17 protein-coding genes are annotated in these 21,888 nt (G+C 59.5%); 11 read left to right on the top strand and 6 right to left on the bottom strand.

What is annotated here, in order from left to right; translation table 11 throughout:
• Positions 1–1,109 (top strand): S-layer homology domain-containing protein (locus HMPREF2527_RS07880; RefSeq protein ID WP_141744464.1); only part of this gene is annotated, 1,109 nt, incomplete at its 5' end.
• Between the two features lie 120 nt (positions 1,110–1,229).
• Here HMPREF2527_RS07880 and HMPREF2527_RS07875 read toward each other — a convergent pair.
• From HMPREF2527_RS07875 to HMPREF2527_RS09795, 4 genes are all read right to left on the bottom strand, one after another.
• Positions 1,230–1,994 (bottom strand): PspA/IM30 family protein, encoded by a 765-nt coding sequence (locus HMPREF2527_RS07875; protein WP_070507597.1) that lies wholly within the window; start codon positions 1,992–1,994, stop codon positions 1,230–1,232.
• A gap of 264 nt (positions 1,995–2,258) precedes the next feature.
• Positions 2,259–4,328 carry a TPM domain-containing protein gene (locus HMPREF2527_RS07870; protein WP_070507594.1) on the bottom strand — a complete coding sequence of 690 codons (2,070 nt, stop codon included), beginning with the start codon at positions 4,326–4,328 and terminating at the stop codon, positions 2,259–2,261.
• A gap of 253 nt (positions 4,329–4,581) precedes the next feature.
• Positions 4,582–7,083, bottom strand: coding sequence for an atrophin-1 family protein (locus HMPREF2527_RS07865; protein ID WP_070507592.1), 2,502 nt, complete (start codon positions 7,081–7,083; stop codon positions 4,582–4,584).
• A gap of 302 nt (positions 7,084–7,385) precedes the next feature.
• The gene (locus tag HMPREF2527_RS09795) at positions 7,386–7,553 is read right to left on the bottom strand and encodes a hypothetical protein (RefSeq protein WP_168160863.1); all 168 of its coding nucleotides are present in this window, start codon (positions 7,551–7,553) and stop codon (positions 7,386–7,388) included.
• Between the two features lie 376 nt (positions 7,554–7,929).
• Here HMPREF2527_RS09795 and HMPREF2527_RS07860 point away from each other — a divergent pair, with 376 nt between their 5' ends.
• Positions 7,930–9,258 carry a S1C family serine protease gene (locus HMPREF2527_RS07860; protein WP_070507590.1) on the top strand — a complete coding sequence of 443 codons (1,329 nt, stop codon included), beginning with the start codon at positions 7,930–7,932 and terminating at the stop codon, positions 9,256–9,258.
• A 173-nt stretch (positions 9,259–9,431) separates the two neighbouring features.
• Here HMPREF2527_RS07860 and HMPREF2527_RS07855 read toward each other — a convergent pair whose 3' ends face one another.
• On the bottom strand, positions 9,432–10,079 hold the full coding sequence (locus HMPREF2527_RS07855; protein WP_070507587.1) for a uracil-DNA glycosylase family protein: 648 nt from the start codon (positions 10,077–10,079) through the stop codon (positions 9,432–9,434).
• Position 10,080: 1 nt separating this feature from the next.
• A complete protein-coding gene (locus tag HMPREF2527_RS07850) occupies positions 10,081–10,548 on the bottom strand; it encodes a tRNA (cytidine(34)-2'-O)-methyltransferase (RefSeq protein WP_070507585.1) in 468 nt (155 codons plus the stop codon).
• Between the two features lie 178 nt (positions 10,549–10,726).
• On the opposite strand from HMPREF2527_RS07850, the gene HMPREF2527_RS07845 reads away from it, so the two are divergent.
• From HMPREF2527_RS07845 to hpf, 9 genes are all read left to right on the top strand, one after another.
• On the top strand, positions 10,727–11,974 hold the full coding sequence (locus HMPREF2527_RS07845; RefSeq protein WP_049358408.1) for a cysteine desulfurase family protein: 1,248 nt from the start codon (positions 10,727–10,729) through the stop codon (positions 11,972–11,974).
• A gap of 188 nt (positions 11,975–12,162) precedes the next feature.
• Entirely contained in the window at positions 12,163–13,386 is a 1,224-nt protein-coding gene (gene mnmA / locus HMPREF2527_RS07840; RefSeq protein WP_070507583.1) for a tRNA 2-thiouridine(34) synthase MnmA, read from the top strand.
• 101 nt (positions 13,387–13,487) lie between these two features.
• Positions 13,488–13,877: a chorismate mutase gene (locus tag HMPREF2527_RS07835; protein WP_044150288.1), complete on the top strand. Its 390-nt coding sequence runs from the start codon at positions 13,488–13,490 to the stop codon at positions 13,875–13,877.
• Between the two features lie 150 nt (positions 13,878–14,027).
• Positions 14,028–15,335 carry a uroporphyrinogen decarboxylase/cobalamine-independent methonine synthase family protein gene (locus tag HMPREF2527_RS07830; RefSeq protein ID WP_049349470.1) on the top strand — a complete coding sequence of 436 codons (1,308 nt, stop codon included), beginning with the start codon at positions 14,028–14,030 and terminating at the stop codon, positions 15,333–15,335.
• Between the two features lie 55 nt (positions 15,336–15,390).
• Positions 15,391–16,092, top strand: coding sequence for an MtrAB system response regulator MtrA (gene mtrA, locus HMPREF2527_RS07825; protein ID WP_080976694.1), 702 nt, complete (start codon positions 15,391–15,393; stop codon positions 16,090–16,092).
• A gap of 34 nt (positions 16,093–16,126) precedes the next feature.
• Entirely contained in the window at positions 16,127–17,881 is a 1,755-nt protein-coding gene (gene mtrB, locus HMPREF2527_RS07820; protein ID WP_049358412.1) for an MtrAB system histidine kinase MtrB, read from the top strand.
• Between the two features lie 235 nt (positions 17,882–18,116).
• Complete coding sequence (locus HMPREF2527_RS07815) at positions 18,117–19,823, top strand: LpqB family beta-propeller domain-containing protein (protein ID WP_070507581.1); 1,707 nt, start codon at positions 18,117–18,119, stop codon at positions 19,821–19,823.
• Positions 19,824–19,865: 42 nt separating this feature from the next.
• Positions 19,866–20,792, top strand: a complete 927-nt coding sequence (locus HMPREF2527_RS07810) for a ComF family protein (RefSeq protein WP_070507579.1) — start codon at positions 19,866–19,868, stop codon at positions 20,790–20,792.
• Between the two features lie 209 nt (positions 20,793–21,001).
• Complete coding sequence (hpf, locus tag HMPREF2527_RS07805) at positions 21,002–21,643, top strand: ribosome hibernation-promoting factor, HPF/YfiA family (protein ID WP_239665130.1); 642 nt, start codon at positions 21,002–21,004, stop codon at positions 21,641–21,643.
• The last annotated feature ends 245 nt before the right edge of the window (positions 21,644–21,888 follow it).

Here is a 21,888-nt window from a genome sequence, read left to right as displayed (position 1 = left end):
CCAAGCCCGTTGGCGTGGTCTTCTACTTCGACGGTGACTACTGGCAGCGTGACGAGTCCAAGGTCTACACCCCCGACGAGGGTATGCTCGCGGCAATGGGCAAAATCGCTAACGCCCGCAACATGGTCTTCGTACCGGTCATCTCCCCGGACACCAACGCATCCGGTGACGGCATCACCTGGTGGGAAGACATGGACGCTAATGGCGAGTTCTTCCGCTCCTTCGCGAAGTCCTTCGTTAGCCAGAACAACCTGGACGCTTCCCAGGTGTGGACCATGGGCTACTCCGGTGGCGCTGAGTTCATCACCTACGAGCTGACCGACCACAACACCTCCTGGCGTAACGGCGGCGGCTCCATCATGGTCGCAGGCGGCGACTCGGACGGCTCCGTGGACGCTGATGCAACCACCAAGGCATCCCCGATGTACTGGTGGGTTGGCGCGAAGGACACCTCCGGTAACACCAACCCCGTCACCTGGAGCGCACGAGGCGCAGTCGAGTCCGGCTACAACGCATACCTGGGCGCTGGCTTCTCCGACGCCCGCGTGAAGCTGATTGACGGCTTCAGCCACCACGACTACGACCTGCCGCACATCCTGGCGTCCTCCCTGGACTTCGCCGGTAAGACCCCCGCACTGGGCTACAGCGACCTGTCCGACTCGAACCCGAACTACAACGAGATTAGCTGGAACTCTGATCACCGCATCATGCTCGGCTTCGCGGACGGCACCTTCCGCCCGAACGCATCGGTCAACCGTGCGCAGCTGGCAACCTACCTGTACCGCGTGGCTGGTCGCCCCGCAGTGAACGCACCGGCTGTTTCGCCGTTCAGCGACGTTCCGGTCAACCACCCCGCGTACAAGGAGATTTTCTGGCTGAGCCAGCAGGGCATCAACGGTAGCGACTTCCGCCCCCTGGAGGCCGTCACCGAGTCCACCATGGCTGAATTCATGTACCGTGCGGCTGGATCCCCGGCACAGGCTCAGGGCGGCTACGCGTCCCAGGCTCTGGCATGGGCTGCCTCCAACGGCATTGGTACCGGATCCACCTCCTCGGCAGCCATCACCCGCTCCGCTATGGCAGGTTACCTGTACATCTACGCGAACTAAAGCTCGCACCCCATAACGCATAAAGATCCGCCCCGTTCCTGAACTCATCAGGAACGGGGCGGATCTTTATAGGTTTAGCTCAAGAAGCTATGCGCTAGACCAGGCTTGAGAATCCCCGGCTTAGAGAGTCTGGGTGGGGGTTTCCACAGCCAGGGGAGCCGGAGCTGCCGGAGCGTTCTTTGCCTTCAGAGCAGCCAGGCGAGCGTCCAGCTCGGTGTCGCGCTCCATCTGGTCCAGGGTGTTGAACTGAGCGTCCAGGGAGGAAGCTGCCAGCTCCTGCTGACCGATGACGCGTGCCTCTTCGCGGCGAACCTTCTCTTCGAAGCGGCTCATCTCGCTGGTCGGGTCCAGAACGTCGAACGCCTTCAGAGCGTCGTTCACCTGGGTCTGAGCTGCTGCAGTCTTCTGACGTGCGGTCAGCTCATCGCGCTTGTACTTGACCTCTTCAAGCTTGGAGCGCATCTTCTCCAGGCCGTCCTTGAGCTGGTTGACAACCTGAGTCTGGGAAGCCAGCTGAGGCTCAACAGCCTGTGCAGCCTTCTCAGCCAGCAGCTGCTTGTTCAGAGCAATCTTCGCGAGGTTATCGAACTTGTCAGCGTTGGCAACATCGCCAGCTGCGCGGAACTCATCAGCCTTGTTAGAAGCTGCCAGAGCCTTGGTGCCCCACTCCTGAGCGGCCTTGACGTCCTCAGCGTGGTCCTTTTCGAGCAGTCGCAGGTTGCCGATGGTCTGTGCTACTGCAGCCTCCGCCTCGCGGATGTTGTTGGTGTAGTCACGAACCATCTGGTCCAGCATCTTCTCCGGGTCCTCAGCTGCATCAATCAGAGCGTTGATGTTTGCCTTAGTGAGCTGTGCAATACGGCCGAAGATGGTCTGCTTAGCCATAATCTCCTACTTTCTGTTCACGGGCTGCGGGGGAGCACTACGCTCCTCGTGAGCCGTGCCCGTATAACTAATTATGTGGCAGATTTCTGGGTGCATGCTGTGAAAATGATGCACGCCTGATTTCTGCAACCTAAACTTTTGGTAAATTACCTCAGGTGTTTTCCGACTGGGGAAGAAAGCGGTGAGGTAAGCTATGCACCCCGCCGGTCAGACTGTAGAAAAACCTACAGAAACCGACCGGCAGGATTTGTAGCGTGGAGGCGGTTAGAAGCTGCCGCCGTCACCGCCGCCGCTACCCCAATCGCCGCCACCGCCGCTGAAGCCGCCGCCCCAGCTACCGCCGCTACTACCGCCACTGCTGTGGCCGCCGCTGCTACCCCAGCTACTGGTGCCGGAGTTAATAGCGGTCATCAGGGCGCCCAGCAGCAGGCCCTTCGCCAGGTCACCACCGAAGCCGCTACCGCCTCGGTCGTTCTGGTTGTTGTAGTAGTTGCCGACCTCGCTCTGCGCGCGGTTCTGTGCGTCAGTAGCCTTCTGGATAGCCATGTTGGCTTCCTTCATGGCGTTCAGCGGATCCGAAGGAGCCAGGCGCTGAGCCTGACCCAGGTGACGCTCCGCCTCAGAAACAGCGGTCAGGGTCATCGGACCCACCGCAGCACGGCGGTTATTGATGTAGCTACGCGCACCGTTCACCGCAGCGTACGCAGAACGCATCGTACGATCCAGGTTCTGCGAAGCCGCACGAGAACGCTCACGGGTAGCACGCATATTCGTCATTGCCTTATCCAGCTCAGCGGAAAGCTGACGCAGCTGGTTCGCCAGAGTCAGCGGGTCATTCGGGCGAGCCGAAGCGCTCTGATTGACCTGGTTGAGCACCGCCTCCATACCGGCAGCGACCGCACCCAAATCATCGCGACGCTGAGATGCAGCCAGGCTCTTCGCCTCAGCCACGTCACGCTGAATGCTCAGCAGGTCGGTGCTCAGACCCAGCTGAGCCTGCTCCAGCTCCTGCGCGCGGGTATTGACCGCAGCGCCCAGCGCCTGAATCTGCGAGGCGGCTTCCTCAGCGGTACGCAGGTGAGCAACCGCCTCCGAACGGGCGGTAGCAACGGTCGCCTGAGCCTTCTCAAGCTCCGCAGCGCACAGCACCATGTTCGAGTCCAACAGGGTGGGGGTCTTCGAAATGGGCTCCAGCGCGCTGGGCAGGTAACGTTCCTTCAACGCGCGGTACTGGGCGGCAATCTCCTCCACCGAGGCGCGCAGCTGCGGCAGACGCTGAGCCAGAGCCTCAATAGCCTGAGGCGCCTCCTGCTCCAGGTTGCGCAGCTGAGCCAGCTTAGCGTCCTGCTCCTGAGCAATACGGGTGACTTCCTGAGAGTTATCAATAATCTCAGTCAACCAGGCACGCTGCTCTGCTTCGGTATCGGGAATGCTGTCGGTCAGAAGCTGCTGACGCTGGAAGGACTTACGCATCAGATCCTCAGCACGCGCAATCTCCTGAGCGAACTCAGCAACCTGCTGATCGCTGTACTGTGCGCGCGCAAAATCCAGTTCCTGCTTCGCGTGGCTCATCGTCGTATCAGCCTGCAGCAGGGCGCTACCGGCGCGGGTGCGCAGCTCCTCCAGCGGAACCTCCGGAATGGGGGAGTAGTTACGAGGTGCACCGTAGGAACGCTGAGGCTGCTGCTGAGCGTTCTTCTTCTTGCGGCGGCGGTACATCGCGTAACCGCCAGCACCCACGGTCGCCGCCGCACCCACACCGAGCACGCCGGTTACAACACCCGAAGAGCTACCGCCCTTCTGAGCCTCGATACCCTCAACTGCGGCAAGAGCCGCACCCGAATAGTCGCTATTCTGCAGCTTCGGCTTAATGTAGTTCTGGTACACCTTCGTCTGCTGGTCACTCGACAGGGTCTTCGTGCTACCCGCCAAGAAATACGCCTGGCGAGACTCGGTAGCAATCACCAGCACCACATCGGCAGAACCCCAATTGTTCTTCGTAGCAAGCGCCTTCGTCCAGCTCGAAGAAGTAGACGGGTTCTCAAACTTATCGATGACCACCACGTGCAAATCCACGTTGTGCTTCTTTGACAGAGCAGAAATCTTAGACTTCAGGGTATCGGTATCACCCAAAGACTTCGTGGAATCGTACACGGTGGTGCCCGTAATCTGCATCGGGTCAGCAGCCTGCGCCGACGTGCTCAAAAATGCAGAACCAGCCGGCAGAACCACCGGGGCACAAGAAAGACCTGCCGCCAGCACTGTGGCGCCCAAGATAGTGCGCAGGCGAGGGTGTGCGGGACGAATCTGACGCGCAAAGGCGTGCTCGGTCATGGTCTTTCCTCCGTTGTCGTGAAGTATGAACAGACCTGCACTTCACGGCGTGCTTGTTCAACGCACACCTTAGTGCTGGTCACATTATTAGTGTAGCGGTGGCATAGCTACACAGACGCACAGATACGAGAATATTGCGCCGCTGTTTGCCGACCGTTTACCGTCTTCCCAGGCTTTATACAGGAAAGCCGGAATATAGGAGAGCCGGGGTCTAGCCTCACGCCAGACCCCGGCCCACCGGCTATTCAGTTAGTTAGCGCCGACGGGCAATCTTCAGATTGCTCATCAGGTGCTCCACTACCTCCGCGGCATCAACATCGTGGATACTCTGCGCCACGCCGTTCACCACCTGAACCCGCGAAGACGAGGCGAACATCCAACCCAAGAACTGCACAGTATTCAGCAGCCTAGAACTGCGTTCTGCCTGCTTTCGCATCTGTGACCACAAAAAGGGCGTAGTCGGCACACCACGGCCCTTATACACCTGGGAATTAGAATGGGCATCCAGAAGCTCAGCGAGCGCCTCAATATTTTCGGTCAGCTCCTTCAAATCCTCATCCCCGGCAGAAGGGCCGACGTAATACCGATCAACCAGGCTCAAAGGCATGTAACCGCTACAGCTACTCACCCACGCCAGCTTCAACCGTAGATTCTGCAGACGAAGCACCTGCCGTAGAAGCCGCGAATGGGTGCGCAGCACTGACAACGGCATGGAAGATAACCTTTTCTCCTCCGAAAGCAGACCCTCGGCACTCTCCCCGGAAAACGCCTTATACGGATCCGAGACGCCCACCAGAAGCACCGGTCCCTCGTAGTGAACGAACGCCAGAACCTCGGGAACACTCGAGAGGGAACGGATGCGCTCGCCAATGGTCGGCAAATCCTCCCCATCCGGGGCGTACTGTTCGCGGCTGAACATCAACGTCTGGATAGGCTGCTCGGCAAGGTCGGGCGAGTCATGAGCAAGCGCTCGCAAATCGGTCACAACCTCCGCCAGAACGCCGTCCTGCTCAACCTGCAGAAGCTCCTGGAGAAGCTCAATGACAGAGCGCGCCTGCAAGCTCAAGACCGCAGCGCAGAACTCCGCATCCTGAAGCTCAAGACGCACCTTCTCCAGGCGCTCTTCCAGCGTGGACTGCACGCCCTTGAGCTCAAACTCGCTCAGCTGTTCCGGACGGAGCATACGGTGCGTACCATCCTCGCCGGGACGGTAGAAAAGCTCGCTAAACTCCAACGTAGACTGCACACCCTTCAACGCCCGCTCTCGCAACTCGGGCAGAACGTCAAAGGCGACTTCGGTCATCTCATTCCAGACCTTGGCCTCATCGATCTTCGAATCCTTACGAGCAGTCTTCTTCCATGTCTCGGCAAGCTGCATAGCGCGGTCAAACTCGCTCAGTTCCACAAAAGCCGCCAGCTTCTGCGCGCTCTCACGCAGATAACGCACCGCGTAGAGACGGTCACTCAAAGAATCCGGGAGAGTATCCTCCAACAGACGCCAACGGAAGGTGCGCTCAAAGCACTCCTCGGTCAGGCTAATGACGGCGGCGCTCAAAGAGAGCGCGTGGTCGCGGGCAAAAGCGAAAGAACCCGGGGTATCCGCCAGACGAGGCAGGGACGTATAGAACTCCAGCGCCCCGCTCAGCTTCAGCCGAGATACCCGGATGGTCTCTTCCAGCTCGGCGGCAAGCACCGCGCGGTCAGCCTGGGCAGTCTCCTTGAAGCTGTGCAGCGGAGACACCTGCGCACGCTCCAGCGTCTGCAGGTTCATGACCGCACGCATGAGATAGTTCTCAAGAATATCGACCTGCTGCAGGCGCGGACGCTGATTCAGCGGAACATGATTCTCCTGCGTACCGACCAGCAGATGCTGCGGCACACCGCTAATCGACGGCAACGCAAAGACTTCATCCTCAGATTTACTGACAGAAAGCACCATGGGGTAGCGGCTGCGCTGTGCGTTCTCTAGAGGGGGAATGAGCTTGAAGTTGGTGCTCAGAGAGAAATGGTCGGAGGGCGCCGGGTTACTCTGCGCCGGGTTACTCTTGGGAGCCTGCTGGGCGGCCTCCTGCTGCGGGCGCTCTTCAGGCTGCGCCGGGGTGTTCTGGGGCATGCTCTGCTGCTCCTGGCTTTCTGCTGATTGGCTTTCTGCTGAATGGTTTTGCGTCGAATGGGTCTGTATCGAAGAACCGGAGATACCACCGGCCTGCATCGGCTCCAACGGCGAAGGTGCAGCCACCGGCTGAGGAGGCTGAGGTGAGGCAGGGTGAGGCGAGGGTGCCTGAGCCTGCTGTGCCTGAGCCTGTTGAGCTTCGACAGCCTGATCCTGCTGGGGGAGCGGGGACTGCGCCTGGGGCGCTGCAGATACCGGGGCCTGCGCGGGGTTCGGTACCTGGTTCTGAACAGGATCCTGCACCGACTGCTGAGCGCTACTGCCGGGCTGTGCCGGCTTCGGCTGGTAGTGCATCGGGTAGCTCACCGCGCCCTGTACTTGCTGATTGGGTGCCTGGTGAGGGGGAACCTGCTGATTCATCGCCTGGTTCTGCTGTTGCTGCTGCTGTTGCAATACCTGCCGCCTAATCTCACGCGCACGACGGCGCGACGGGCTCAACGACGCAAACAACGCTACTACCGCGCAGATGAGTACAAACAAAAGTAGCGCGTACAGGCGGGTTGCGCCGTCCAGCGAAGACGCCACCGCCGGTAGGGTCGGCAGCGCGCCAAGAAGAGCGAAAACAGCAGAAATAATCCTCATGACTTCACCATAACCCAGCTAAATCCCGGGTGCTCGCAACGCCGTTGCCTTACCGCATACTAAAAGGGAAGTAGCCGGGGTACCGGGTGCTCTCCGCCAGTGCTTCCCGCATCCGCCTCACAATTAAAAGACGATGCGGCGTGCGCCCCATGTAGGGGCTCACGCCGCATCAATCATCACTCAACTCATTATCACACCCGGGCCGGTCCTCACACCGACCCTTCGGGACATACTGGGGATTCTCGCCCCTTCCGGTGCAGGGCTCTCATCTCCCGCCCCGGAAAACTATCAAACTCTATACGCTACCTACCGGCAGTCAGTGCGTGGGTAGCCATCTGCTGAGCCAGCTCGGAGGCCTTTTCCGCACGATGACGGCGGTACACCATTCCCGAGCAACACGCCACAATACCCGCACCGATACCGATGGAGCTTGCCAAGATCGCACAGAAAATCAGGGTTCCGATCATCATGGGTTTCTCCTTTGCTTTTATCCTTTGCCTTTGTTCTCGGCTCTATGTGCCTTCAACATTACGGACTGACCCTGTGTTCAAGCTGTGTACCAAGAAGCGTCATGCTGTGTAAACCGTGGAGAAAAACTGGGCGCTTTAAAAGAGAAACCTGAGAGTGAGTAGCGAACAAAGCCCCAAAATAAACTAGCCGCCGGGCAAATCGCCGGGTGCCTCAAGACCGGCTTATCAGCTGCCGATGAAAGGGTACGAGGAAAATTCCCAGGGAACTCCCCGATAACCAACAGCAAAAAGATATAGAACGCCATGAAACACCCTCTACAGTAGAAAGATAGCGTGTGCCCAGGGTGACGCATACGCACGACTTCTAGGAGAACTCATGACTCAGAACAACGGATGGTCCCACGGCGGCAATGATGGCGTCACGGATGCAACCCGTCCCATGCAGAACGTGAACGGACAGGCAGGCTACCAGCCCGCAAACCAGCAGCAGGGTCAGAACGCATACCCGCAGGCATATGCCTCTCCCGGATACACCTACCCCCAGGCAGCTGCCGCGCAGGTTGCGTCGGCGCAGTCTGCACCCCAGGACACCGACCATAACAAGCGTTACGGCGCCGGTGTTGTGCTCACCGCAGCTCTGCTCGCAGCCCTCGTCGGTGGTGGCGTCGGCGCGGGCGTCGGAGGCGGCATCGCAGCATCAAACAACAGCTCCTCCAGCTCCTCCTCCCGCGGCTCCGTGAGCTCCAATATCAGCAACTCCTCCACCGTGGCAGGCGTAGCAGAAACCGCGAAGAAGGTCCTGCCCTCTACCGTGACCATCGTTGCTTCGAACGGCTCCTCCTCCGGCGGCGGTAGTGGCGTTATCCTCGACAAGGAAGGCCACATCCTCACCAACCACCACGTGGTTACCCTCGAATCTTCCAGAGAAGCATCCACCATTGAGGTGCGCCTGAGCGACGGCACCGTACGCACCGCAACCGTAGTGGGCCTGGACTCTGCCGCTGACCTGGCGGTCCTGAAGATTAACCCCTCCGGCCTGGACCTGCAGCCCATCACCTGGGGTGACTCCTCCAAGCTGGTCTCCGGCGAGGCCGTGGTTGCCCTCGGCGCGCCGTATCGCCGTAGCGAATCGGTGACCTCCGGTGTGGTGTCGAACGTCAACCGTGTGCAGCCCGCTGACGCAAAGGGCCAGAACTACATCCCCATGATTCAGGTTGATGTGCCCATCAACCACGGTAACTCCGGTGGCCCGCTGGTGAACCTCAAGGGCGAACTGGTCGGCATCAACGCACAGGGCCAGGCAAGCCAGGACGGTGGCACCGCCGACGGTATGGCGTTCTCCATTACCTCCAACTACGCCAAGCGCATCTCCTCCGAGATCATCGCCAAGGGCAAAGCAACTCACGGCTACCTGGGCGCGAGCGTGAAGAACAGCCCCGCAGACACCGGTTCGGGCTCCTCCAAGCTCATCCCCGGTGGCGTTGAAATTGCCTCGGTGGAGTCTAATAGCCCCGCCGCAAAGGCAGGTCTGCGTGCCGGTGACGTAGTGATTGAAGCCGACGGTCACGCCGTGAACAAGAGCGAAGAGCTCAACGGTACCGTACGTGCCGCAGCGGCAGGCTCTAATCTGAAGCTGAAGGTTAAGCGCGGCTCCTCCACCCAGGACATCACCGTGACCCTGGGCGACGCCGACAGCCAGAAGTAAAACACGTCTTGCCTCTGAGCGCTGAAGGGCACGGCTGAGAAACACCCGCTCAGCTGGGACTGCTTAGTTAGCCTAAACAACGCGCACAATAAAGATGCTCCCACCCCATACTCGGGGTGGGAGCATCTTGCATTAGTAAGACAGAACTATAGTGATACTGCAGAGCGGGCGGGCTAAGCGTCCTTGAGGACCTCTCTCACACGCCTCTGCAAAGCCGGGACAACCTCCTGCTCGAACCACGGGTTCTTCGCCTGCCACCTAAAATTCAGCGGCGAAGGATGCACCAGCGGCAGGAACTTCGGAAGGTAAGACTCCCACGCGCGAACCGTCTCCGTCAGGTTCTTCTGCGCCTTCGGGGCGTGCACACCATCCAGGTAATGCTTCTGAGAGTACGCGCCCACCAGCAGAATCAGCTGAACATCTGGCATGAGCTCCAGTAGCTGCGGATGCCACTTCGGCGCGAAATCCTTACGCGGCGGGTTATCGCCGTGCGCGCCCTTACCGGGGTAGTAGAAATCCATCGGCAGTAGCGAAATCAGCTCGGGGTCGTAGAACTGCTCGTCCGTTACGCCCATCCACTCGCGCAACTTCACACCGCTCGGGTCATTCCACGGGATACGGCTCTCCTGCGCGGCGCGCCCGGGCGCCTGACCAATTACCACGATGCGTGCCTTCGGGGACGCCGAATAGACCGGCTCCCAACCCTGCTCCGTGAACTCCCTATTCTGCGGATCCAGGCGAATCTGTTCAGCCAGGGGAGGGGCTGTCTCCAGAATCTGCTGAACCAGATGCTCCGGCAGATTATGGTGTGTTGCAGCCATGCTAGATGGCGCCTCCCTCAAAACCGTTCTGGCGCCACGCCTCAAAAATCGCAATGGACGCAGAATTAGCCAGGTTCAGCGAACGGCGGCCCGGCTTCATCGGAATCTTCACCCGCTCGCTCACGTGCGGGTCCTGCTGAACCTCAGCGGGCAGACCCACCGACTCCGGACCAAACATGAACACATCACCGGGACGGTACTCAATATCCGCATACGAAGTCGAAGCAGTCGTCGTGAACGCAAAAACACGCTCCGGAGCCAGAGCCTCCCACGCATCCTCAAGGGTCTCATGCACCGTCACCACCGCCAGGTCGTGATAGTCCAGACCCGCGCGGCGCAGATGCGCATCATCAAAGTTAAAGCCCAGCGGTTTCACCAGGTGCAACTCAGCGCCAGTAATCGCCGCCAAACGGATAGCGTTGCCGGTATTGCCGGGAATCTCAGGGGTATAGAAAAGAATCTTGAACACGTTCCTAAGTGTACCGCGCAGCCCCCGACCAGCCCGGAACAGCCCCCGACCAGCATTGAGCGTCCCGAGGAGTAGCGCTCGCCGACCCCGCCGCAGATGAACACGCCTAGAAGAGCGCGGGTAGAGCGCGATAAAATAAACGAGGCGACAAACCGCCGACAACCCAGCAGGAGGAACCATGAGCGCAGAAACCAACCGTCAGAACGGCCGCGTCTACCTCGACCATGCCGCCACCACCGACGTACTGCCCGCCGCCATCGACGCCATGGTCGAACAGATGCGCAACGGCGGCAACCCCTCCTCCCTGCACGCCGTAGGACGCAATGCCCGCGCCACCGTCGAATATGCCCGCGAACGCATCGCCCGCGCCGTCGGAGCCGACCCCGCCGAGGTTATTTTCACCTCCGGTGGCACCGAAGCGGACAACCTCGCCGTCAAGGGCATCTACTGGAAGCGCCGCGAAGAAGACCCGCAGCGCACCCGAATTCTCGTCTCCTCCATCGAGCACCACGCCGTGGAAGAAACCTGCGAATGGCTCGAAAAGGCAGAAGGCGCGCAGATCGAATGGATCCCCGTAGACAAGCACGGTAGCGTCAACCCGCAGACCGTCCGCGAACTCATCGAAAAGAACCCCGAAGACGTTGCGCTCGTGACCGTCATGTGGGCGAACAATGAGGTCGGTACCGTACAGCCCATCCCCGAGATCGCCGCTATCGCCGCCGAATACGGTATTCCCGTGCACTCGGACGCGGTGCAGGCATTCGGCGCAATCCCCATTGACTTCCACGCCAGCGGGGTAGCGACCCTCGCAATCTCCGGCCACAAAATCGGTGGTCCCATGGGCATCGGCGCGCTGGTTGCAACCCGTGCCGTGCAGATGACCCCCGTCCTACACGGAGGCGGCCAGGAACGCTCCGTACGATCCGGCACCATCGACGCACCCGCCATTGCAGGTTTTGCAGAGGCCGCCGTGCACTCGGTTCAGCACCTTGACAAAGAATCCGCCCGCATCGCCGCGCTACGCAACGAACTCGTTGCGGCAATTAGCGCGCTCATCCCGCAGGCGCACCTGAGCGGCGAAAACCCGCTCACCGAAGAGTACCCCGGCCAGAAGCGACTGCCCGGCAACGCCCACTTCACCTTCGAAAACGCAGAAGGTGACACCCTGCTCTTCCTGCTGGACATGCAGGGCATCAGCAGCTCCACCGGCTCCGCCTGCAACGCCGGGGTGACCCGCCCTTCCCACGTGCTCATGGCAATGGGAATGGACGAAGACACCGCCCGCAGCGCCCAGCGCTTCACCCTCGGTCACTCGACCACCGGAGCCGATATTGCGCGCCTCATCGCGGCACTACCCGCCGCCTACGAACAGGCAGCAAAGGCGGGACTGTCCTCGCAGCTGCCGGACGCCTCCCGCTGGTACTAAAAGACAGAAAAAAGGTACCGAACCGCCCTCAGCTTGCAATATCAGCGTTCGCTGAGGGCGGGCTGAGGGTGCACTGCCCAATATCCCGCCGAGCCCCTGCGTACAATGGGTAGCTACAGTAACGAAAAGTCCGCCCACACAAATAAGGCGTACCTTTCTAAAGGCTCAACACAACAGAAGGATAGGCAGTGAAAATTCTTGCAGCTATGAGTGGCGGCGTTGACTCCGCAGTCGCCGCAGCCCGCGCCGTAGAAGCAGGACACGAAGTAGTCGGCGTTCACCTCGCACTATCCCGCATGCCCGGCACCCTGCGCACCGGCTCCCGCGGCTGCTGCACCCTCGAAGACTCCATGGACGCCCGCCGCGTCTGCTCCCAGCTGGGCATCCCCTTCTTCGTCTGGGACTTCTCCGAACGCTTCAAGGAAGACGTCGTCGACGACTTCATCTCCGAATACGAAGCCGGACGAACCCCCAACCCCTGCATGCGCTGCAACGAAAAGATCAAGTTCGCCGCGCTCCTCGAACGCGCCCTCGCACTCGGCTTCGACGCCGTGGTGACCGGCCACTACGCCCGCGTCATCACCACCGAAGACGGCAACCGCGAACTGCACCGCGCCGCCGACTGGGCCAAGGACCAGTCCTACGTGCTCGGTGTGCTCACCCACGAACAGCTCAAGCACGCCTGGTTCCCCCTGGCGGACACCCCCTCCAAGGCACAGGTACGCGCGGAGGCGGCAGAGCGCGGCTTCTCCGTGGCGAAGAAGCCGGACTCCTACGACATCTGCTTCATCCCCGAAGGCGATACCCGCGCCTGGCTGGGCGACCACATCAGGATGCGCCCCGGCCTCATCAAGGACACCCACGGCGAGGTGCTCGGCGAGCACCCCGGCGCGCAGGCATACACCGTAGGCCAGCGCAAGGGCCTGGCACTGGGCCGCCCCGCCGCCGACGGCAAGCCCCGCTTCGTGCTGGAGGTGCGCCCCAAGGAAAACGAAGTTATCGTCGGCTCCCGCGAGCTGCTTGCCGTGCACGAAATCCGCGGTATCCGCGCCACCTGGGCGGGCGTACCCGTAGAACAGGCGGCACGCTTCCTGGAAGAGCCCGCACAGCTGGGCGCTCGTAGCGAAGAGTTCGAGGTGACCGCACAGGTGCGCGCGCACGCTGACCCGGTCCGCGCCAAGGCGTACATGACCTGGGCACCCGACCCCGAAGCTGAAGAAGAAGGCACGCTGCGCCTGGAAACCGTAGTGCGCCTACTGGACCCGCTCTCCGGCGTGGCACCGGGACAGACCATGGTGCTCTACCAAGGCACTCGCGTACTGGGCCAGTCCACGATCGCCCGCGCCTACTCGCTGGACCGCGAAGACATTCAAGAAACCCTGTCTGCTGGCGCCTCCACCAGCGCCGACTAGCCGCACAGAATAGCCGCGTACCCCGCTATTCGCAGCTGTTGCCGCAACAGCCTGCTCGAGCGCAACGCACAGAAGACCACAACCGGACTGAGGAGAGACCGATGACTGCCGAACACACTTCCTGCGAATTTGACCCCCACGCCACCTCCATGGGCGATGAAGTCGCGCCGGAGGTTTACGAGGAGCTCTTCGCCATGCGCCGCTCCATCGACAACTTCGATGCAGCGTTGGTGCACATCCTCGCGGAGCGTTTTCAGGCAACCAAGCGCGTGGGCGTCCTGAAGGCTGAGCACAACCTGCCCGCCGGCGACCCCGGCCGTGAAGAGGCACAGATTGCTCGCCTGCGTGCCATGGCGAAGGAATCCAGCCTGGACCCGGAATTCGCGGAGAAGTTCCTGAACTTCATCATCTCTGAGGTGATTCGCCACCACGTGCGCATCGCGAACGAGCACGCTGACCAGGACGAAGAGACTGAAAAGTCTGAAAGCTAAGACTTTCTAAGATTTCACCCTCTTCGAGATCTCAGCCTCTCCGAAAAGCCCCGCTCTCATCCCTGCTGAGCATCCATCGTGCTGAGCGTCCAGTGGCAGAGCATCGACCCGCCCGCACTTTTCCCTAACCTGTCTTAACCTCACTCGTTTATGCCCCCTCAATCTTCCTCCCGCCAGAATGCCCGCACCGAGCCGGTGCCGGAGCGCCTGCTACTGCCCGGTGAGTACCGTGCCCCCGAAGGCGACGAACTGACCGAGCAGGACCTTGCTACGCTCGCTACTGAGCGTCCGCTGGTGCGCGCTAGCGGTCGGGGTGATTTTCCCGGCGATGATCTGGCTGAGGCGATGTCCCGTGTAGAAGGTGAGCTGGGTTCCCCGCACTTGCCGTTCCTGCCGCATCTGCCGGCGTTGGGCTGGCGGGCTACCCCGCTGGCACGCACCCTGGCGGTGTGCGAGGGACTTGCCTTTGACGGTGTCTCGTTTGGCTGGCGCATGGTGCATAGCGGCGGCAGGGGAGCGCGCGAGTCTGCCTTGGCGAAGGACCGTCTGCTCTCCGATATCAACCTTCTAGCTGACCGTGTGGGCGCGCAGAAGAAGAGGTTCACCTCCGGTGTTGAGGGCTCCGCTGCGGTGTATAAGATTCAGCTGGTTGGTCCGCTGACCCTCGCAGCCAGCATCTACCTACCCGGTGGCGAGCGTGCCATCAGTGATGCAGGGGCGAGCCGTGACCTGCTGGAATCGTTCTTGGAAGGACTGGAGCGTTGGGTGGAGTCTCTGCGTGAGGCTCTGCAGTCTCCCCAAGCGCTGATTGCGGTGCAACTGGACGAGTCGGAGTTTCAGCGTCTGATGGAGGGCTCTATCCCTACGGTGAGTGGCTTCCGTTCGTTGCCTTCGCTGCAACCTCACTACTATCAGCAGGTGTACCGCCGTGTGGCGGAGCGCTTCGCGGAGCTGAACCTGCAGCTCATCCTGGATGTGGACGGCACCGCGCTCAAACCGGTGCAGGAGCTGAAGCTTCTGACTCAGCCCCGTCCTGCCCTTGACGCTTTGGCGCTGTTGAAAGCTATGCAGGTCGAGGGTGCCGCTCCCTGTGCTTTGCTGTTGCATCCTGACCGTGCCCGGTTGAAGGGTCCGGGCATGCTGCAGGTTCCTCCGCTGAGCGATCCTCGTTCCTGGGAACCTGTGGCGCAGCTTTTGGAGGCTCAGGCTCAGCTGTGGCTGCCGGTGGTGACTTCTGCACGGGTTCCTGATCAGGTGCGCCGTCTGTACAGCCTGTGGCGTGAGGTTGGTCTTGAACCGACGCAGTTGAATGCGCTGGGTTTGATGGCTGATGAGCACCCGCAAACGGGTTCGGTGCCTTCTGCACCCACCCCGGGTATGGTGAGTGTGCTGGACGCCACGGCTTCGTTGGCTCGGGTGACAGATTGTGCCCGTGCATTGGCTGAGTGCGCGGTATGATTGGAGAATCAGCATTTTTATGTAAGTATTTACGACTTTTCTTTAGGGAGGTACTGTGAGCGCAAGCGACGCACACACCATTTTGGTGGTTGATGACGATGATGCTCTGGCGGAAATGATTGGCCTCGTGCTCGCGCAAGAGGGCTTTAACGCTGTTTTCTGCGAAAATGGCGGCCGCGCTTTTGAAACTTTTATGCGCTCCACTCCCGATTTGGTGCTTTTGGATTTGATGCTTCCTGGCATGAACGGTATTGAAGTCTGCCAGCAAATTCGCCGCTCTTCTAATGTGCCGATTATTATGTTGACCGCTAAAAGCGACACTGAAGATGTTGTGAAGGGTCTTGAGGCTGGCGCTGATGATTACATTGCTAAGCCTTTTAAGCACGCTGAATTGTTGGCGCGTATTCGCACTCGTTTGCGTCCGCGTGAGAGCCGCCAGCTGGTCGTGTCCATTGGCGATATTGTCATGGATATGGATGGTCGTACCGTCAAGTACCACAGCACTGAGGTTCCCATGACTCCTCTGGAGTTTGACCTGCTGGCTGCGCTGGTGCGTCACCCCGGTCAGGCGTTGAGCCGCCAGGAGTTGCTGGACATGGTCTGGGGCTACACTGATGTGAGCGATTCTCTGGTAAACGTGCATGTCCAGCGTCTGCGCGCTAAGTTTGATGAGCTGGGTGCGGATCGTTTTATTCAGACGGTCCGTGGCGTTGGCTACAAGATTCCGGCCGAGCTGGTGGGATCTTCCGGTAGCTAAGCGGAAGCTATTCATAGGCGAAGGGATAACCTGATTGTCTGTTGCGAAGTCGAGCCATGAGCACGGCGCTTTGACGGCGGAGGCGGTAGCCTCCGCCTCTTCGCGTACCCGCACTTCCAAGCCGCGTAAGGCGAAAAAGCAGAGTAGTAGGAGCCTGATGCAGCGCGCTCAGCGTCTGTGGAAGGAATCTCTGCAGTTCCGTGCTTTGGGCACTGCGGGCATCATGATGTTCCTGAGCTTCTTGATGGTGGGTTGGTCCTTGTCGAGCCAGATTGCGACGAGTCTTTTTGAGAATCAGAAGGGTCAGGCGCTGGCGGAATCGGAGAGTGGTTTCCGTAACGTTCAGAGCGTGCTGGACTCCTCTGAGGCCCGTAGTGACAGCGAAATTCGCCGTAATGTGAGCCGTACCCTGACCGTGCTGGATGCGGGTAGCTCGGGTAAGCGCAATTGGATTCTTGTGCCTTTGGAAGGTCAAGGTAAGCAGGGTTTTATTCCTGAGCAGAGCAGTAATAATTCTTTGAATTCTTCGAGTATTCCGAATGATTTCAAACAAACTGTTCGCGATAAAGATGGTATTTTCTGGCAGACGTCTACGGTGACTACTGTCGAAAATAATCGTGAGCGTACCTATCCGGTGCTTATTGTTGGTACACATATTTCTATTGCACAGAACCCTAATTACGGTTTGTTCCTTGTGTACGATATGACGGATTCTTCCGCCACGATTGCGCATATTAACTTTGTTCTTTTTGGCGGTTTCTGCGCACTGCTTACTGTGGTGCTTTCTGTGGTGTGGATTGTGACTCGTTTTGTGGTCCGCCCGATTACGCAGACCGCTATTACGGCGGAGAAGCTGGCTGCTGGCGATCTGGATCAGCGCGTGTCTGTACACGGTGAGCATCAGGCGGCGCGTCTGGGCTATTCCTTCAACCTGATGGCTGACTCGCTGCAGGAGAAAATTGTTCAGCTGGAGCGCCTGTCGACTCTGCAGCAGCGCTTTGTGTCTGACGTGTCGCATGAGTTGCGTACTCCGCTGTCGACGGTGCGTTTGGGTACGGAACTTCTGTACGATACGCGTGACGAGATGGAGCGCACGCAGAGCCGCACCGTGGAGCTTCTGCACGATCAGGTGGATCGTTTCCAGTCGATGCTTTCTGACCTGCTGGAGATTTCTCGTTTCGATGCAGGTAGCGCAATGCTGACCATCGACACTGAAGACTTCATGCGTGTGCTGTCGAATATTTTGCAGGAGGCTCTGCCGCACCTGGAGCGCACGAATACTAAGCTGAACGTGCATACGAGCCATGAGAGCATCATGGTTGATATGGACCGCGTGCGTATTGAGCGTGTGCTCCGTAACCTGCTGTACAACGCGATTGAGCACGGCGAGTCCCGCCCGATTGACGTGTACGTGGGTGCGAATGCCACGAACCTGGGTGTTGCGGTGCGTGACCACGGTATCGGTCTGTCTGAGGATGAGGCTGTTCAGGTGTTCAACCGTTTCTGGCGTGCTGATACTTCCCGTAAGCGCACCCTGGGCGGTACGGGTCTGGGTCTGTCGATTGCTGCTGAGGATGTGCGTCTGCACGGCGGCACGATTGAGGCGTGGGGCGAGAAGGGCCGCGGTGCCTGCTTCACGATGAACCTGCCGCTGATTCACGGTGCGCCTTTGGGCGAGTCGCCGGTTTTGGTGACGGGTGAGCCTGAGGTGAGTGCGCATCGTTCGGCGACCGCGAAGGATACGCTGCCCAATATTGCTCCTCGTGCGAACCTTGAGGGCGAGCTCTAAGGGGTTCAAACGGGGAGAGGCTTTAGGCTTCTGTCATATATCGGTGCGTTGGTGTTGCTCGGCTGTATTTACGCTTATCCTTGCGTATTTGCACTGTTCACCCAGTACAATCAATGCAGATATGTTTTCACGGTGTTGCTATTTCGCCGTGGTTATCTTTTCACCGTGTTGCGGTGGCCTGCAACGGTAGTTGGTGATTGTTTGTCTTTGTTCGTAGAGGAAGGTTAAGACCTCCATGGCTCATAGGGCTATTGTTTCTCGACGCGCCGCGCTGTCTTGGGGTGCGGTGTCTTTGGCGACGCTCGTGAGCTCTTGCGCGGGTCTTCCCTCGAACGATCGAGTGACTCAGCACAGCAGCGGTCTGGACGTGAAGAGCGTTAACACTTCTCCGGCGCGTGCGCCGGGACCGCTGGCGGGTGCTACCCCCGAGGCGATTATTGAGGGCTTCGTGCGTGCTGGTGTGGACAGCATTGAGAATTATGCTGTGGCGCGCCAGTATTTGAGCTCTTCTTTTGCGCGCCGTTGGAATCCTATGGGTACGACTCGCGTGTACCGTAATACGGTGCAGCCTCGCAGTGACGATAGTGGAGCTGCCGAGGGTACGTATCATGTGCGTTTCCAGCAGACGGCGACTGTGAATAGTCAAGGTATTACGAGCACATTCCCGGAGGCTCAGACTGAGACTCAGGATTTCACCATGGTTATGGAAGATAACCAGTGGCGTATTAGCTCCTGCCCGGATGGTCTGTGGCTGGATGGTGCCGAGTTTGAGCGCGTGTTTAGCCCGTGCCGCCTGTACTTCTACGATCGTGCGTTCCGTTATGCTGTGCCGGATATTCGTTGGTTCCCGCATACGGATCGCTATTTTGAGTTGCTGGTGCGTACGCTGATGGCTGGCCCGGCGTCCTACCTGAAGGACGTCGCGTTCTCGGCGTTGAACGAGTCGATGAGCCTTGAGACGGCAACTATGAGCGATAACCAGGATGTGCTGGTTCGCCTCTCGGGTGAGCACCTGGACGATAACCGTTTGGCGCGTGTGCGTGAGCAGATTATGCACGGCTTGGAGAACTTCTCGGGTCTGGGCAAGACTGAGGTTTTCTATAACGGCACTCTGATTCCTGAGAACGCGCCGAGCGGCTTTTCTGCGGTGAAGCTGAACCCGGGTGTTCCTGCCCGCACGGTTGCTATTAATTCGAACGGCCAGATGGTGGCGCGTGATGACTATATGAGCAATGCGGGTGAACAATTGCTTCTGCGTGGTGTGACCCAGTTGAGTTCCCCGGCGATGGGCTATTCGGCGGATGTTTACGCCTGCTTGGCGAACGATGCCGCGAGCCTGTACACGGTGTATCAGGGTACTGCCCGCCGCGTGTGGCAGAGTACCGCTCTGACTGCTCCCAGTTTTGATGCGTATGGCTGGGTGTGGGCAGCCGATGGTGAGGGTATTGTTCGTGCCTTCAAACCGGATTCTGAGGATGCAACCGAGCGTGAGCGCGGTGTTGATATTGGTCTATCCTGGCAGCGTAATTTGAGCTTTACGAGCGTGAACGTTTCGCACGATGGTGCCCGCATGGCGATTGTGGCCTCTACTGAGGGTGCGTCGGCTGTGATTATTTCCGGTATTGTGCGTGATGATGCCGGTAAGCCTCTGCGTCTGACGGAGATGGTGCGTCTGAGCTCTTCTGTGACTCCGCGTAATGCCCGTTGGGCTGGCGACCAGAGCGTCGTGGTGGTGAACGTGAAGAATGGTGAGTCTGAGGTGATTTCCCTCAGCGGTGAAGAGACGAAGCTGGACCGTCTGGATGGTGTGATGACCATTTCGACGGCGGATAATACGTCGAATATTATTGCTCACCGTTCTGACGGTTCGTGCTACCTGATGGAGGAGCGCGGCTGGATCCGCCTGGACACGACCCTGCACGAGATTAGTTACGCCGGTTAGCCCCTGTAGCGGGGAGCGGCGCGCGCGGAAAGGTTGTTTTTGGTGAGTTCAGTACAGCGTGGTTTGAACGAGCCCGTGAATGGGTCCTGGAGCAAGTCTCTGACCGGGCTTGCGGGCGCTCTCAAGAGCGCCAGCGGGGCTTTGGGCGAGGTATTGATGCCGCGTACTTGCCCGTGCTGTGCGGTGCCGGTCGCCTATGGGGCAGGCTCGCCACTGTGTGAGGCTTGCTTGCCGCAGTTGCGTTCGGCGTTGGCTAAGGTGGAGCGAGTATATGCTCTGCAACCTCTTGATGGCGCGGCTGCTCCCGAGGTGCGTGCGGCATCCCGTTATGAGGGGATCATGCCGCGTGCCCTGTTGGCGTTGAAGAATGCGGGCCGTACCGACCTGCTGCCCCTGTTGGGAGAGGGTTTGGCGCGTAGCGTGTACGAGCTTCTTCGGGCGCATCGGGTTGAGCTTCAGAGCGTACCGGGGTCTTCTATCTCTTCTGTGGGCACCTCCGCCGCACCGGTTGAGGTTCTGCTGATTCCGGCGCCGTCCTCTGCCCAGAGCGTGCGCCGCCGCGGCTATGCGCCGGCGAATCTTTTGGTGCAGGAGGCGGCGCGTCAGCTTAATAAGCGTCTGCCTGCCTCGGTGCGGGTGCGCGCTGTGGACGTTATCGGGTACGTTCCTCGCGGTCGGCGGGGGAGCGGCGCCTCCCTATCTTCTCGTGTGGGTGCTTTTCTCCTTAGCGCCTCTGAGACAAAGAATGAGCAGAAGAGCCTGGGCGCTGTGGGGCGTGCCGAGCGGATGCACGGTGCCTTGCGCGTCATGGAGCCTGCCCTGTGCACGGGTCGGGTGAGCGTTATTTGTGATGATGTGGTGACCACCGGTGCGACCGCCTCTGAGATGGTGCGTGTGCTACAGGAATCCGGTTCGCGGGTGCTGGGCGTGTGTGCTGTGGCGGCGGTACCGAAAAAGGCTCAGACATAGCGTTTCTTGTAGTTAGTTGCAAGAGATACACGATTTTTGGCGAATAAAGTTCGCAGACGGACGAATAGCTATTATTTAGGCTAAATATTTGTCATATCTAGTGATATGAAACATGTTTCGTACTAGAATATAGACAAGGGAACGGCATTGGAGTCGAACCCCCGTACCGGGTCCAGCCGGACGCGGTATAAGCCCCCAACCTGGAGGGAATGATCGTGGAAGTCAACATCTACGGCCGCAATATCAAGGTCACCGAACGCCTGGAAGAGTACGTGAGCGAGAAGGTTCAGAAGTTCGCTCAGCTCGGCGATAACGTGAAGGACATCGACGTCAAGTTCAGCAAGGACGGTCACCTGGGTGGCGAGTCCATCCGCGTTGAGATTACCGTTGTTGGTACTGGTCCTGTCCTCCGTTCCGAAGCCCAGGGTCACGACAAGTTCGCGGTCTTCGATGAAACCTACGGCAAGCTCCTGGAGCGTCTGCGCCGTGCACGTGACCGCCGCAAGCTGCACAAGCGCGGTGGCAAGCACCCCGTCTCCGTGGCGGACGCTACCGGATCGATTCCCGTGGTTACCGAAGCAATTACCGAGATTCTGCTGCCGGATGTTCCGGTTGAAGAAGCAGCATTCGATAACAGCGAGGTCACCCTCGCCGACGAAGCCGCATCTCCCATCGAGATTCGCCACAAGAGCTTCAAGGGCGAGCGTCTGACTCCCGCAGAAGCTGTTGACCGTATGGAACTGGTCGGCCACGACTTCTACCTGTACATTGACAGCGAGACCGGCGCACCGGCTGCGGCATACCGCCGTAAGGGCTGGAGCTACGGCATCATTACTCTGGACAACGAGTAAAAACTAACGTACCTGCTGGATGCTGAGGCGTAAGGCTCTTTAGGGGTCGTACTCAGCGAGTAGGCTCAAGACCCGGGCGGTCTGGGAATACACACCGTGTTTCTCCAGGCCCCCGGGTTTTTCTTTGCCCTCCACACATCTGTTCCTTTAGACGGATGGATCGGCTCTGCCTCAACCGGAGGGTGAAAGATTCGAGTGTCACCAAATGTCACCTCGTGGGCGCAGAGCGTAAAAAAGAGCTCGGA

It is taken from the genome of Rothia sp. HMSC071B01 (assembly GCF_001808945.1).
Lineage (GTDB): Bacteria > Actinomycetota > Actinomycetes > Actinomycetales > Micrococcaceae > Rothia.
This window is presented reverse-complemented; position numbering and strand designations above follow the sequence as displayed.